The sequence below is a fragment of the Lapidilactobacillus bayanensis genome (genome assembly GCF_003946695.1).
Taxonomy (GTDB): Bacteria; Bacillota; Bacilli; order Lactobacillales; family Lactobacillaceae; genus Lapidilactobacillus; species Lapidilactobacillus bayanensis.
The window spans coordinates 35483-50244 of record NZ_RHOX01000010.1 but is presented as its reverse complement, the minus strand read 5'-3'; the positions used below and the strand labels follow the sequence as shown (position 1 = coordinate 50244).

Sequence of the window (14762 nt, the reverse complement as noted above, 5' to 3'; positions counted from 1 at the left end):
TTCCTACCTACTTAATTTTTACTTTTCGATTTGATTTTTAACCCAAGTGGTAAATAAGTCTGGCCAAACTTGTACTTCTGGTTGAATGTTATCAAGATTACCCTTTTTTTGTGATTCTTCATTGCCCAAGCTCAAGCCATGACTGCCCGCTGGAAAAACATGTAGTTCAAAATTAATATTGTGGCGCCGCAAAGCTTCAGCAAACATTAGCGTATTTTCCATTGAAACTGCATGATCAGTAAAGGTTGTCCACATGAAAGCTTTAGGTGTGTACTCATCAACTTGATTCTCTAATGATTGGCAGGCACGCTTGTTATCGTCTTTAAAATCTGCACCTAACAAGTTAACCATTGAACCACGATGAGCAAATTGACCACTTGTCAAAACAGCGTAGCTTAACAAAAGACCATTGGGTTGAATTTCTTGAGCGTCATAACCATACTTCTTAAGTAACTCGCCATGCCATAATGTTCCTAATCCAGCAGCAATGTGCCCGCCAGCAGAGAACCCAGCAGCAATAATTTGCTCTGGATCAATATGCCACTCAGCAGCATGTTGGCGAACTATTTTAACTGACTCGGCCAATTCCAATAGTTGTGTGGGAAAGCGGGCTGGCGCAACACTATAGTGCAAAACAAAAGCTTGAAAACCACGAGCAACCATTTGAATGGCAACTGGTTCAGCCTCGCGAGCAGATACAAATGCGTACCCACCGCCTGGGCAAATCACAACTGCCGGACGCGTTTTATCCGCGTCAATTTCTGGTGAATTATCTATGATATAACCTGTTAATGTCGCATCATCTGATAATGATGTTTTTAAATACTGATGAATAATTTGCACACTCTTCACTCTCCTAATCTCACTTATATCATACCATGTAGCGCCGCACCCTGTTTATAAAAACTTAATTTGCTATAATGAACGTAGATTCCTAATAGGAGGTACTTATGGCGTACATTGGTCAAATTGCCATTATTCTAGGTGCAACATTAATCGCGAGTTTCATCAGTAATCGGATTGGCATTCCTGCCGTACTTGGTGAATTGCTCGTCGGAATTGTGATTGGTCCAGCTTTATTCGGTTGGGTAACACCAACAGAATTTATTAAACAAATGTCTGAGATCGGTGTTATTTTACTGATGTTCGCCGCTGGTTGTGAAAGTGATTTAGACTTGTTACGTAAATACTTCAAACCAAGTATGATCGCAGCGTTTTGCGGCATGATATTGCCCATTATTTTAATCGCACCTTTAGGTAGTTACTTTGGCATGATACCACTCCACGCTCTTTTTCTTGGTGTGGTTTTTTCAGCAACCTCTGTTTCAATTTCGGTCGTAGTGATGAAAGAATTGAATTTCACCAACAATCGGGAAGCTAGCACAATCTTAGGGGCCGCCGTAGTTGATGACATCTTAGCAGTAATTGTGTTAAGTATTATGATGTCTTTTGCCGGGCAAGGTAAAGTTGATTTATTATCATTAGCTAAACAATTGCTGATTCAGGTTCTTTATTTCGCCGGTTTATTCGTTGTCGTAAAATGGTTAACGCCCTTTATCTTTCGGATCATGGGTAAGTTACAAGTTCAATATGCCGATGTTATCATCGCACTGATAATCGCCTTCAGCCTCGCTTACCTTGCCGAATCTGTTGGTCTTAGTGATGTGGTCGGCGCGTTTTTTGCCGGTGTTGCCGTCGGTCAAACGCGTTATCGGCACGAGGTTAATTTGGCCATTGAAAATATTAGCAACAGTTTATTCACGCCGTTATTTTTCGTCAACATTGGTTTAAGTATGACCTTTGCCAATTTCTTCGGTCAACTTGGCTTTATTATTTCTTTAGTTATTATCGCAATTATCACTAAAATTATCGGCTGTGGTGGTGCAGTTAAACTACTAGGTTTTGATTGGAATAGTGCTTTAATCGTCGGTGCAGGAATGGTTTCTCGCGGTGAAATGGCCTTAATCGTCGCACAAATCGGCTTAACTAATCATTTAATGTCCGCAACCCACTACTCTGCCGTTATTATGGCAATTATTTTAACGACACTACTGGCACCACTACTATTAAAAAAAGCCATTAGCCGCCAAGCAACTAAATGACTTCAATTAATTTAAATTCAGCTTATTTTGCTAAATTGTGACCAAACACTTCAATTTCAGTTAATGCTGGGAAGGTTGAACTATCTTCATCTTTCTTAAGATCGTCCAGCCGTAACCATTCAATCTGACGTGGCGTGATGTCGAAGAATTGTTCTTCGGCAATTTTTTGGAGGGCAAAAGTCTCTTTACTGCCATCTGAGAAATAAACACTAACTTGTTTCCAATAACTATCATGCGGATAATCGCCGCGCAATACAATGCCAATTCGGTTAACATTCACCTTACGGCCAAAATCTAATTGTAAGTATGCATCAGCTTGCGCGTTAATCCCCCATGATTGGAAGGGATAATTACCATGATGAGCATTGGCGACAATGCCATCAATTGCATTCTTGGCATAAAAAACATATTCGCCGCGCGTTTCAGCATTGGCGCTAGCATGAGGATAGGCATTAGATTCATCATGTTGATCATAACTATTGAATGATAAATTCGTCTGCGTAGCAATTTCTTCTGTGGTTGCTAATCGCGCCGTTGCATAATGATTGCGGCCCTGAAATGCGCCGTCTGGATAAGGCCACTCCCGTTGTAAATTAAACGGAATTTTGTATTCCCATTGTTTAGTAGCAAGATAAATTAATGCCGGCCGAATTGCAGCATCCAGTTGTACGACAACGTAAGCTGGCACTTGATCAACTTCAACTCGGTAACTGTCATTTAACTTGTACTGACTTTGATAAGCTAAATAAGTGCTATTCACGCCAATTCGTTCCTTTTCGACATCAGTACTGTTGTGAACTAAACTTAATTTGATTGACATATTTGATCTCCTCTTTATAAAAAATGCGTTACATTCCTATAAGGAAAGTTAATTTCTAATCTATCCTTAGGCAATATAACGCATTTTCGCTTAGAATTCAATCCAATCACGACTTAATTAATAAGTTATTTAGTTAAATGGTTAAACGCTATCATCTGTTAATTCCGGAGAACACTTTCCCAGTTCAGTTTGAATGGTTAAATGACAAATATGAAAGTCGCTACTCAACTCACGATTCATTTTTGCAATGAATTCATTATTATAAGCCAATGTTGTCCGCACAACATGAACCGTCATAGCAACTTCAGTCGTACTCATGCCCCAAATATGCAAATCGTGAACATCAGAAACCGTGGGATCAGCTAAAATGATTTTTTTAATTCTATCAATATCAATTCCCTCTGGGACAGCATTCAGCGCTAGGTTAACTGACTTATGCAATAAATCCCAAGTGCCAATTAAAATCACTAGCGCAATTAATAGACTAATTGCAGGATCCAACCATTCCCAACCAGTCAACAAACCAATGAAACCGGCAATTACAACGCCTAAAGAAACACCCGCATCTGCTGCCATATGAAGAAAAGCACCACGAATATTTAAATCGCCTTTTTGATCTTTGGCAAATAACACTGCGGTCAAACCGTTGATCACGATCCCCACCGCCGCAACAACAATAACTGTCCAACCAGAAACCGGTTCTGGATTAGCAAACCGTTGAATGGCTTCTACAGCAATACCACCGATCGCAATTAATAAGATCACCGCGTTAGCCAACGCTGCTAAAATTGATGAAGATTTATAACCATAAGTGCGTTGTTTGGTCGGTTGTTTTTGCGACAACCAGACAGCAAACCAAGAAATTAATAAACCTAAAACATCACTGAGGTTATGACCAGCATCAGCCAATAACGCTAACGAACTAACTGAAAAACCGGCAATTGCTTCCACAATAATAAATGTTAAGTTCAAACCAATCCCGATTTTGAAAGCCTGTGTTTTACTGCTGAGCGCAGTTACATCGTGTTCATGTTGCGCCATTATCATCATTCCTTTGTAAAACATATTTATATATGAACATTTATGCATATGTATTTGATAACTATATTATGCCACCGTTTTCATTAAATAGCAATCACTTTAAGTTACGCAACTAATTAATTTTGTTATCTTAACCGAACGTTAAAGTCCATTAAAAAAGAACTGGAATAAAAATTCCAGTTCTTTTTTCGACGTTATGACGACATTTCGAAGCGATTAATCGATTTGAATTTGGTGTTCAGTATTGTTATTTGGCGCGGCCTTTGGCAATGTAATCTTCAAAACACCTTGATCATACTTGCCAGAAATTTTATCTGCTTCGATATTTGGTAAATGATATTGACGAACAAATTTACCATAACGACGTTCGCTCATCAATGTGTTACCTTTTTGATCACCATGATCGACAAAGCTGTCCTTTTGACCACTGATTGTCAAAACATCTTGATCATAACTGACTTTAATATCATCCTTATTCATTCCTGGTAACTCAACATTTACTTGATAATCCTTGTCTGTTTCTTTAATATCTGTTTTCAGTTCTTGATTTGATTCGCTCAGACCATAGAATGTGCGTCCTAGATTGTTAAAGAAATGGTCACTGAATAGATCATCAAAACCTCCAAATAAATCATTACGACGATTCATTACTTCATTTGCCATAATTTTCTACTTCCTTTCTCTAACTTACAAATACATTGTAGTGCCATTTTTTCTGGAGTTCAAATATTTAGCACTCTTTTACTGAGAGTGCTAAATATTTGGCTTTAATTTTTAACCACGTAGAAATTTAGAAAATTGGGATGAAGAGCGAACTGCTTTATCTTATATTGCGGTAAAACTCAACTGGCCTTCATTCGCCTTCCATTCTGGCATAGCGCTCACCGTCTCGCCAAACACCACCGTGCGCTTCTGCAGCATTAGCCACTAGAATAAACGCTTGTGGATCAATTGCTCTAATTGTCGTCAACAGATGATGATAATCAGGATTTTCAACAATAATCATTAACATTTCTCGTTCATTACCTGTATATCCACCAGTGACATTAAAGATGGTTAACGCCTTACCTAAATAAGCCATTTTTTGTTTTAACTCATCTAGATCGTGTTCACTCATCACATAAATAATTTTCTTGCGATCTAACCCAGTTTCAATAAAGCTCATCACAATCGTCGTTAAAATCTGCGATAAAATGGCCAAGAACATCGTTTCAATTCCGGCGACAAAAACGTTCAATAAACAAATCATGCCATCAATAATTAGTAGCGTTGTTGAAGTCTTCACGCCAAAGTACTTCCTAATAATTAACGGTGGCACCGTTGTTCCGCCACTCGACGCATCAAGCTGATAAAGAATGGAAATGCCCACCGCAAAAATTGCGCCACCCACAATGACTGTTAAAAGCGGGTCTTTAATTAACTTAATTTGTGGTGTCAACGCTAAACAGATCGGCAGTAAAATACTGCCAATAGCGATTCTTAATGTTGTCCCTTTACCTAAGAAAATATATGACAGCACTAACATAACCAGGTTAATTAACATGACGACAATTGAAATATTGAGCCCAAATGCGGCCTCTAATAAAATTGCAATCCCCGTTGCACCACCAGCAGCAATTTCGTGCGGTGCATAGAACATGTTGATACTCACTGCTAATATTTCGATGCCAACAAACAGCAATAATAAATTAAGTATTTTTGATTCTGTGCGTGTAATTCTAGCCACCCTGACACTCCTTTTGGTTTAATATGATTGATTTCTCATCAATACTTCCGCAAACGACAATCCATTTAACTAAATTATGACAGAAACAAACTATCAAACGCTAATATTTTGCTTATGACTATCATTATTGAAAAATTAAAATTAATTTTTCATTGACATTCTTTAGGTTGAACGTTATGATTACACCATAAAATTTAAAAGCCACAATGCAATAGAGGTCGCGAGAATCACGAAGCTTAGGAAGTGTCCAAACACGTCGAACTAAGTTATTCAGGAGGATCGCCGAAGTGAAATTATTTTTTGGAAAATAATTTTGTTGGGGCATGGATCAATAATCCATGAACTGTCTTAACGTTTTCTCGTTAAGGAGCGCTATGATTTTGGGATGAATCTATTTACGTAAATTTATTCAGCAATGAAATTATGGTTAAGACCTTTATTGAATGTTATTAACATTTGATAAAGGTCTTTTTTGTGGACTCGTTGGAGGAATGAGTCATGAAAAAGCATCGCAATTTTTGGTTTTTCCTGGGGGCACTGCTATTGATGATTTTAGCCGTACCTACTGTAACTAGTCAGGCAGCTAGTGGAACATTTAAGGTCGGTATGGAAGCTGGCTACCCGCCCTTTAATTGGACACAGAACGATGCTAGCAATGGTGCCGTCAAAATTCAGGGCAGTTCCACTTATGCCAACGGCTATGACGTGCAAATGGCCAAGAAAATCGCCATGGCACTCAATAAAAAATTAGTTGTCGTCAAGACCGAGTGGGATGGCTTGCAACCGGCCCTAACCTCTGGCAAATTAGACGCCATTATTGCTGGGATGTCCCCTACGGCACAACGACGCAAAGCAATCGATTTCACAGACACTTACTATCGTTCTAAATTAGTTATTGTTGTTCGTAAAGATAGCAAGTATGCCAAAGCAACTAGCCTCAAAGATTTCAAAAACGCCAAATTAACAGCACAACTCAACACCTATCACTACACTGCCTTAGGACAAATCCAAGGTGTAATTAAAGAACCAGCCATGAAAGACTTTTCGGCCATGCGCGTGGCGCTAGAATCAGGCACAATTGACGGCTATATTTCTGAAAAGCCTGAAGGTATTAGTGTAACTAGTGCGAACCCTAACGTTAAAATGATTCAGTTTAAAGGCACTAACGGTTTCAAAACCAACCCTGAAGATACCGATTTAGCAATTGGCCTTCGTAAAAACGATCCCGCTCGTGTCAAAATAAACGCTGAACTCGCCAAGATTTCTCAAGCTGAACGTGATAAACTCATGGCCAATGCAGTCAATGAACAACCTCAAACCAGCGGTAATTCTGAAAATTGGTTCTTGGCAATTCTGAAACAATACGGCAACATGTTATTACGTGGTACTGGTGTCACTTTATTAATCTCAATGGTCGGCACGATTGTTGGTTTTATAATCGGTTTATTGGTAGCAATTATTCGGACGATTCCCACTGCGGGTAGTCGTTTCCGCCGTATCCTTTTAAAAGTGATCGATTGGTTATTATCCGTTTATATTGAGGTTTTCCGTGGTACTCCTATGATTGTTCAAGCTGCTGTCCTATATTATGGGGCCGCTCAAGCATTCGGTTGGAACATGGATCGTTTAGTTGCAGCCTTATTAATCGTTTCAATTAATACTGGTGCTTACTTATCCGAAATCATGCGCGGTGGAATTATTTCTGTTGATGACGGCCAATTCGAGGCTGCTCATGCACTAGGTATGACTCATTTACAAACGATGATCAAAATAATTCTGCCACAGGCGGTTCGCAATAGTCTGCCAGCTGTTACTAATGAATTCGTGATTAACATCAAGGATACTTCCGTCTTAAGTATTATTTCTGTTTCGGAATTATTCTTCACTGGCTCAACCATTGCTGGGCAGAACTTCCAATTCTTCCACACTTATCTGGTTATCTGCTTGATTTACTTGATTTTAACGTTCACAATTACTCGAATCTTGCGGTTAGTTGAACGGCGTTTAGATGGTCCCCAGAATTACAACATCATGGCCAACCAAGATCAAGTTTCTACACCAACGGATCATAATTAGGAGCTTAAAAATATGACAAACTTATTAGAAGTCACGCACCTAGAAAAAAATTTTGGTACCCACAAAGTTTTAAAGGATATTAATCTACACGTCGAACCCGGCGAAGTTTTATCAATTATTGGTTCATCTGGTTCTGGCAAATCAACTTTACTCCGCTGTATTAACTTATTGGAACAACCAACCAGCGGTAAGATTGATTTTCATGGCGAAAATGTTCTAGCCAACAGTTTCAATGTCACTGATTACCGTGCAAAAGTCGGTATGGTCTTTCAATCCTTCAACTTGTTCAATAACTTAAACGTTTTACAGAATTGTACAATTGGGCAAACGACCGTTTTGCATCGCAACGCCGCTGAAGCTAAGACGATTGCCTTAGAACAATTAGAAAAAGTAGGAATGGCGCCTTATGTTGATGCCAAACCAGCACAACTTTCTGGGGGGCAGAAACAACGTGTCGGCATTGCCCGCGCTGTCTCGATGAGTCCTGAAGTTTTACTATTCGACGAGCCTACATCGGCCTTGGATCCAGAAATGGTTGATGACGTGCTTGATTCTATGCGCGCTCTAGCTCATACCGGCTTAACAATGATCCTAGTAACCCACGAAATGGCTTTTGCACGAGATATCTCTGATCATGTGGTCTTTATGGACCAAGGTGTCATCGCCGAGGAAGGAACTGCCAATCAAATTTTTGGCACACCACAAGAGGAACGAACGAAGACGTTCCTAAAGCGTTATTTGAATCGCGTCTAAGATTAAAGCAATTAATAATTCCGCTTAAAATAATTAAGACCCAAATCCGTTTTCTGGATTTGGGCCTTTTTGAGTTTATATTTTGTAGAACTTTTTCATACTTTCGAGAAACGCTACGAGCGTTAATTTAAGTCGTATCAAAATTAAATTGATTCAAAGATTGGACATGTTAGAACTATTATAATTGTAGTTCTTCATGCCTGCGGGAAATGCGAAATCCTAGAACTGTTATGTCGCGGTTCTTCGTGCCTGCGGGAAATCCGCTGGTGGAACGGAGCTGAATCAAAACTAATTCGTCTTAGATATGGACTTTATTTTAAATGCAAAGTCCTAGAACTGTTATGCTGCGATTCTTCGTGCCTACAGAAAATACGCTGGTGGAACGCTGCGAGTATTGGTTTGAGCCGAATCAAAACCAATTCGTCTCAAACTCAAGCTTTCTTGTAAATGGTAAACCATTAACAAGAATTCCGCGGCTGACCGCGATTTTCCTCCGGCACCGACAAAAGAGATGATATGGTATGATTTAATAGCAAATTTGTACTCCTGAAAATTAGAAGTACTTTAACCACACGTCAATTCAGCGCTTGCGCAAAGGTTGCCATCTTACTTGTTTAGTGAGGGAAAATAAATACCGCTCAGTGGTGATATTACTGTTGGTGGTTTACCACTTACAGTAAGACCTGTCTTGGAGACAATTTTGCAAAAATTGGCTTCAAGCAATGCCCACTACGTTCCAGCGCAAAGTATTTCTGTTCCTCACCACAACAACTGTCACACGCTACGTTCGTCTCTAAAACGTCTTAGTAACCGTTAACTGAATTGGCTTAACAGCTGTTAAATATTCAGTCCGTTCATCTGGTTGACCAACACCGATACTAAACGTGAACTGACCGGTTGCTGAATAAGTTTCACCTTGCTCATTAACGACTTCAAAAGCATAAGCAGGGACAGGAATGGTCACCGTCTTTTGTTCACCTACTGCTAATGCAACTCGTTGAAATGCCGTCAGTTTAGCATGCGGTGTCGCGTCTGTTGAATCGTCAGCATGAACATATACTTGCACGACTTCTTCAATATCAAAGTCACCAGTATTCTGAACAGTCACCTTAACCGCAGTATTTTCAAGTGTCTTGTTAAAATTCTCAATCGTCGCATTTGTCAAAGCGACCTTTGAATAAGTCAGGCCGTAGCCGAATGGATAAAGCGCTTGATTCTCCATATAACGGTAAGTCCGATTCTTCATGCTGTAATCAGTAAAGTCTGGTAATTCCGCAGTCGTTTGGTAGAAAGTGATTGGTAACTTACCACTAGGACTAACTTTACCAAATAAAACATCAGCAACTGCGCGACCACCAAGTGCGCCAGGATACCAAACATCCATGATTGCAGCTAAAGCTGGGTTTGTTTCTTGAGCATTAAACGTTAAGGCGCTGCCGGCCGTAATTAATAGAATTACAGGCTTACCAACAGCCAAGACTTCTTCTAGCAAATGTTGTTGATGACCAGGTAAATTCAAGTCAGACTTGTCGCCTGCAGCATAAGCGTTCCCGGCGTCACCTTGTTCACCTTCAATCGTTGAATCAAGTCCCAAACAAAGGACAACGACATCGCTATGTTGCGCCATCATTAATGCTTCTGATTCACGATCATCCGCCTTGGCTAATGGTTCTACCCGATCCTTAAATAAGTGACACCCTTCGGAATAATTAACACGAATCTTTTCGCCGGCTGCTTGCCGAATACCAGCTAAAATCGTTGTGTTGTTCGAAGCCGTGCCTGCATAGTTACCTTGAAGAATAATCGTACTATCAGCTGTTGGCCCAATCACCGCAATCGATTTAAGCTGATCTTCACTTAAAGGTAAGATCCCGTTATTTTTTAATAATACAAAGCTCTTATAAGCAGCTGTCAGTGCCTGTTGGTGATGCTCAGTTGTGTCGTTATTTTCAAAACCAATTTCATCATAGTCATTATCAGTAGCATGTAACCCTAGTAAGACACGGGTTGTTAGTAATCTGGTAACGGCACCATTAATTGCTTCTTCGGTAATCAAACCTTCTTGCAAGGCTTGCCGTAAATATTTAACTAAATGACCGGCACATAAATCACAACCAGCTTTAATTGCTAAGGCAATTGTTTCAGCGTCACTCTTTGTATAGTGATGGTACTGCTTAACATCTTCTTCAGCGCCATAATCTGAAACAACGTGGCCTTCAAAGCCCCATTCTTCACGTAATGTTTTTTCCAAGAGTTGTGAATTAGTAGGCGCTGGTACACCATCAACAGCGTTATAAGCGGCCATAACGCTCTCAACATGTCCCTTTTGTACAGCCGCTTTAAAAGCGGGCAAATAAGTTTCAGCTAAATCTTTTGGTGCAACATCAACATTAAAGCCGTGCCGAATACCTTCAGGGCCACTATGGACAGCAAAATGTTTAGCACAAGCTGCCAGCTTCAAATATTTCTCATGTCCTTGTAATCCCTCGATATAGGCCACGCCATTAGTAGCCGTCAAATATGGATCTTCACCATATGTTTCATGACCGCGGCCCCAACGTGGATCGCGGAAAATATTAACGTTAGGTGACCAGAAAGTTAAGCCTTTATAAATATCACGATCGCCAAGTTTTGAATACTCATTATGTTTTGCCCGAGCTTCTGTTGAAACGGTCGTCCCAATTTGTTGTAACATTTCCGGGTCGAACATTGCTGCTAAGCCAATTGATTGTGGAAATACTGTGGCAGTACCTGCACGAGCGACACCGTGTAAAGCCTCGCCCCAATAATTATATTCGGGAATATTCAAATGAGAAATGGCTTTAGCATCATATTCAAGCTGGCCAATCTTCTCATCAATCGTCATTTTATTAACAAGCTCTGTGGCAGTTTTGCGCGCTTCTTCGTGCGAAATTCTCTCGTTGGTCATTTGTAATCCCTACCTTTTCAAAAAATTATTTTGTTTCTAAATCTAATAATTGCTTGGTTAAAGGTTGTGTCTGCGTATAGACTTGATGGTAAACCTGATAATATTCACGATAACGAGCGACATTTGCGGCGATTGGATGATAAACTGTTTTGACTTTAATAAATTGACTAGCGCAATCACGGAAGTTTTCAAACCAGCCTAGACCGACAGCTGCAATCATTGCCGCCCCCATACCTGGCCCTTGCTCACTTTCCAAGCGGACAATATCTTTATTGAAAATATCTGCCTGAATTTGCAACCAGAGTGGGCTCTTAGCGCCACCACCAATTGAGACCAGTTCTTTAAACTCTTTCCCGTTTGCTTCGTAGATATTCAAAATATCTTTGAACGAAAAGACAATCCCCTCTAAGACAGCTCGAATAAAATCTGCGCGTTCTTGTTTGCCATCAATCCCGATGAAACTACCACGAATTTTAGCATCAGCATACGGCGTTCTTTCCCCAACAATGTATGGTGTAAATAATAATCCGTGCGCACCAATGGTTGATTGCGCCGCACTACCAACGAAATCATCGAATGAGGTATCTGGAGCAAAAGTCTTCTTAAACCAGCTCAAACTGTACCCCGCGGCCAAAGTTACCCCCATTGAGTAAAAACGGTCGGGAATAGCATGGTTAAAGAAATGAACTTGACCATGATAATCAACGCTAGTATCCGGTTCGTAAGCCAAAATAACGCCAGATGTACCGATACTGCACATTGCTTGATCCGGCTTCAAAATGCCAGCACCAATGGCGCCACACGCGTTATCAGCACCACCGCCAAAAACCTGAGTCTTCCGATCAAGTCCAGATTCTACAGCAAACTCAGCAGAAATCGTCCCGACATTTGTCGTTGCCTCAATTAATGGCGGACAAATTGAACTTGGAATCGCGAAAGCATCGCAAATTTCTTGACTCCATTCTTTTTTAGCAACATCTAACATAACCGTTCCAGCAGCATCTGATAACTCCATGTTGATTTTACCAGTCATGCGATAACGAACATAATCTTTAGGTAAGACGAAGCTAGCCACTTGCGCAAAAATTTCTGGTTCATTTTCTTGAACCCATAAAATCTTCGGTAATGTAAAACCTTCTAATGGTCGATTGCGGGTAATTTCAACGAAACGCGCCCCCATCTTATCCATAATTTCCTCAGACTGTTTCGTCGTCCGAGTATCATTCCAAAGAATGGCAGGACGTAATACTTGTTGGTTTTGATCTAACAAAACCAGGCCATGCATTTGCCCAGAATAACTAATCCCTTCAATATCACTAGCAACAAGCGCCTGACTAGCAAGTAATTTTTTGATTGCTGTCGTCGTGCCGATTACCCAATCCTCAGGATTTTGCTCGCTATAACCAGGTTGCGGTTGTTGTAATGGATAACTTTCACTCGCCTGCGCGACAACCGCGCCTTTTTGATCAACCAGCAGAACCTTGACAGCACTAGTTCCTAAGTCCACACCAATGACATATTTCATGATTAACCCTCACTTATTAATATTAAAAAAAGTAAGGCCGACGTGCGGCTAGCAGCCGGAATTCAGAGCCTTACTTTTTATTGATCTTAATTAACGAATTAAATGCGCTTAAAGCGGTTGTTGACTTTCCTGCACTCTGATCTGAAACGTGCTGCAAACAACTGACTGCGCATAATTTAAGCGTAAATCTCGCTGTGTTAACACACATCGATCTTTTCGTTTAAATTAAGGCAGTCAAATCGTTGTTCTCCGCACTCTATTTTGAAACGTGCTGCGAAGCGCAGTTAGTTCCGGTTAAGTTAAACCAGTTTAAATCTTAAAACCAAGATTTAAACTGGTTTGAACTTAATCCTCACTAACTACCCACGCTTCTCCGCGCTCTGATTACTTTAGAGTTTCGATCATGTAATGATTCAAAGTATCCTTTAATTCTTCGATACGACCAGACTTAGTTGCTGATAATAATGCAGATTGTGGCTTGTCAATAATATAGTCGTTCAATGACTTGAAATCAGCCTTGCCACTTTCGATATCAACACCAACACCGGTTGTATAGCTTGCGTAACGGTTAGCGATAAAGTCTTCGAATACTTTATCTTCTTTCAAGCGTAAAGCAACTTTCAAACCAGCAGCGAATGTATCCATACCAACAATATGACCGTAGAACATGTCATCAGTTGTGAATGAAGAACGACGTGGTTTAGCATCAAAGTTCAAACCACCACGGCCTAAACCGCCATTTTCAACAACTTCATACATTGCTAAAGTTGCTTCGTATAGGTCGGATGGGAATTCGTCGATATCCCAGCCAATCAACTTGTCGCCTTGGTTAGCATCTAATGAACCTAACACACCTGCTTCACGAGCAGTACGAATTTCATGTTGGTAAGTATGACCAGCTAAATTAGCATGGTTACCTTCAAGATTTAACTTGTAAGTTCCTTCAAGATCATATTCTTTCATGAAAGCAATAGTGGTTGCAGCATCAAAGTCATATTGATGCATCATTGGTTCCTTAGGTTTTGGCTCAAGTAATAATTGACCTTCAAACCCAATTTCTTTAGCGTAATCTGCAGCCATGTGGAAGAATTTAGCTAAATGTTCTTGTTCGAGTTTCATATCAGTATTCAAAAGTGATTCGTAACCTTCACGACCACCCCAGAAGACATAGTTTTCAGCACCAACTTTTTTAGCTGTATCCAAACCTTCTTTAACTTGGCCAGCAGCATAAGCAAAAACATCTGCAAATGGTGAAGAAGCAGCACCAGAAACGAAACGAGGATTGGTAAACATATTAGCTGTGTTCCAAAGAACTTTCATACCAGTTTGTTTCTGATATTCAACAAACATGTCTGTAATTTCGTCAAGGTTCTTGTTCGTCTCACGTAAGGTCAACCCTTCAGGAGCAACGTCACGATCATGGAAGCAATAGAAGTCAACGCCTAATTTATCGAAGAATTCGAACGAAGCTTCAACACGAGCCTTAGCCAAATCCATACCAGTTAAATTGTTCCAAGGACGAATGGCCGTGCCATCGCCAAAGATATCATTTAATTGTTGACCAAATGTGTGCCAGTAAGCAACAGAGAAACGCAACCAGTCACGCATCTTTTTGCCGCCAACAACAGCGTCAGCATCATAATAGTGAAAATCCATACCAGATTTTAGAGAACTTGTACCCTTAAAAGGAATTTTATCTACATCGGGAAAATATGTTGTCATAAAAATTGACCTCCATTTTTTAGTTTAGTTTACTAACTAACTTACAATTCTTATTTTACCGCTTACAT

Annotated in this window: 11 protein-coding genes and 1 riboswitch; of the genes, 3 read left to right on the top strand and 8 right to left on the bottom strand. The window is 40.2% G+C overall.

Annotation, left to right across the window (positions count from 1 at the left end):
* Nucleotides 1-18: 18 nt before the first annotated feature.
* Nucleotides 19-837 (bottom strand): alpha/beta hydrolase, encoded by an 819-nt coding sequence (locus tag EKM65_RS05255; RefSeq protein ID WP_404803130.1) that lies wholly within the window; start codon nucleotides 835-837, stop codon nucleotides 19-21.
* A gap of 113 nt (nucleotides 838-950) precedes the next feature.
* Between EKM65_RS05255 and EKM65_RS05250 the strand changes: the two genes are divergently transcribed.
* A complete protein-coding gene (locus EKM65_RS05250) occupies nucleotides 951-2102 on the top strand; it encodes a cation:proton antiporter (RefSeq protein WP_125606347.1) in 1152 nt (383 codons plus the stop codon).
* Nucleotides 2103-2124: 22 nt separating this feature from the next.
* On the opposite strand, the gene EKM65_RS05245 is transcribed toward EKM65_RS05250, so the two are convergent.
* The 4 genes from EKM65_RS05245 to EKM65_RS05230 all read right to left on the bottom strand — a co-directional run bounded on the left by EKM65_RS05245 (nucleotide 2125) and on the right by EKM65_RS05230 (nucleotide 5689).
* Nucleotides 2125-2922, bottom strand: a complete 798-nt coding sequence (locus tag EKM65_RS05245; protein WP_125606345.1) for a discoidin domain-containing protein — start codon at nucleotides 2920-2922, stop codon at nucleotides 2125-2127.
* 141 nt (nucleotides 2923-3063) lie between these two features.
* Entirely contained in the window at nucleotides 3064-3963 is a 900-nt protein-coding gene (locus tag EKM65_RS05240; RefSeq protein ID WP_164506834.1) for a cation diffusion facilitator family transporter, read from the bottom strand.
* Between the two features lie 216 nt (nucleotides 3964-4179).
* Nucleotides 4180-4626 carry an Hsp20/alpha crystallin family protein gene (locus EKM65_RS05235; protein ID WP_125606343.1) on the bottom strand — a complete coding sequence of 149 codons (447 nt, stop codon included), beginning with the start codon at nucleotides 4624-4626 and terminating at the stop codon, nucleotides 4180-4182.
* 190 nt (nucleotides 4627-4816) lie between these two features.
* Complete coding sequence (locus EKM65_RS05230; RefSeq protein ID WP_225420407.1) at nucleotides 4817-5689, bottom strand: YitT family protein; 873 nt, start codon at nucleotides 5687-5689, stop codon at nucleotides 4817-4819.
* Between the two features lie 204 nt (nucleotides 5690-5893).
* Nucleotides 5894-6072: riboswitch (Lysine riboswitch) on the top strand.
* Between the two features lie 115 nt (nucleotides 6073-6187).
* On the opposite strand from EKM65_RS05230, the gene EKM65_RS05225 reads away from it, so the two are divergent.
* Nucleotides 6188-7765, top strand: a complete 1578-nt coding sequence (locus EKM65_RS05225; protein ID WP_125606341.1) for an ABC transporter permease subunit — start codon at nucleotides 6188-6190, stop codon at nucleotides 7763-7765.
* 12 nt (nucleotides 7766-7777) lie between these two features.
* A complete protein-coding gene (locus EKM65_RS05220; protein WP_125606339.1) occupies nucleotides 7778-8518 on the top strand; it encodes an amino acid ABC transporter ATP-binding protein in 741 nt (246 codons plus the stop codon).
* Nucleotides 8519-9311: 793 nt separating this feature from the next.
* Here the strand turns inward: EKM65_RS05220 and EKM65_RS05215 are convergent.
* From EKM65_RS05215 to xylA, 3 genes are all read right to left on the bottom strand, one after another.
* A complete protein-coding gene (locus EKM65_RS05215; RefSeq protein ID WP_125606337.1) occupies nucleotides 9312-11447 on the bottom strand; it encodes a glycoside hydrolase family 3 C-terminal domain-containing protein in 2136 nt (711 codons plus the stop codon).
* A 25-nt stretch (nucleotides 11448-11472) separates the two neighbouring features.
* Nucleotides 11473-12972 (bottom strand): xylulokinase, encoded by a 1500-nt coding sequence (gene xylB / locus EKM65_RS05210; protein ID WP_125606335.1) that lies wholly within the window; start codon nucleotides 12970-12972, stop codon nucleotides 11473-11475.
* Nucleotides 12973-13356: 384 nt separating this feature from the next.
* Nucleotides 13357-14694: a xylose isomerase gene (gene xylA, locus EKM65_RS05205; RefSeq protein ID WP_125606333.1), complete on the bottom strand. Its 1338-nt coding sequence runs from the start codon at nucleotides 14692-14694 to the stop codon at nucleotides 13357-13359.
* Between the last annotated feature and the right edge of the window lie 68 nt (nucleotides 14695-14762).

Bases quoted from the DNA above. Each gene is read 5' to 3' on its own strand.
- EKM65_RS05240 (WP_164506834.1), bottom strand. From the start codon at position 3,963: ATGGCGCAACATGAACACGATGTAACTGCGCTCAGCAGTAAAACACAG.
- xylA (WP_125606333.1), bottom strand. From the start codon at position 14,694: ATGACAACATATTTTCCCGATGTAGATAAAATTCCTTTTAAGGGTACA.
- EKM65_RS05225 (WP_125606341.1), top strand. From the start codon at position 6,188: ATGAAAAAGCATCGCAATTTTTGGTTTTTCCTGGGGGCACTGCTATTG.
- EKM65_RS05245 (WP_125606345.1), bottom strand. From the start codon at position 2,922: ATGTCAATCAAATTAAGTTTAGTTCACAACAGTACTGATGTCGAAAAG.
- EKM65_RS05220 (WP_125606339.1), top strand. From the start codon at position 7,778: ATGACAAACTTATTAGAAGTCACGCACCTAGAAAAAAATTTTGGTACC.
- EKM65_RS05215 (WP_125606337.1), bottom strand. From the start codon at position 11,447: ATGACCAACGAGAGAATTTCGCACGAAGAAGCGCGCAAAACTGCCACA.
- EKM65_RS05235 (WP_125606343.1), bottom strand. From the start codon at position 4,626: ATGGCAAATGAAGTAATGAATCGTCGTAATGATTTATTTGGAGGTTTT.
- EKM65_RS05250 (WP_125606347.1), top strand. From the start codon at position 951: ATGGCGTACATTGGTCAAATTGCCATTATTCTAGGTGCAACATTAATC.
- xylB (WP_125606335.1), bottom strand. From the start codon at position 12,972: ATGAAATATGTCATTGGTGTGGACTTAGGAACTAGTGCTGTCAAGGTT.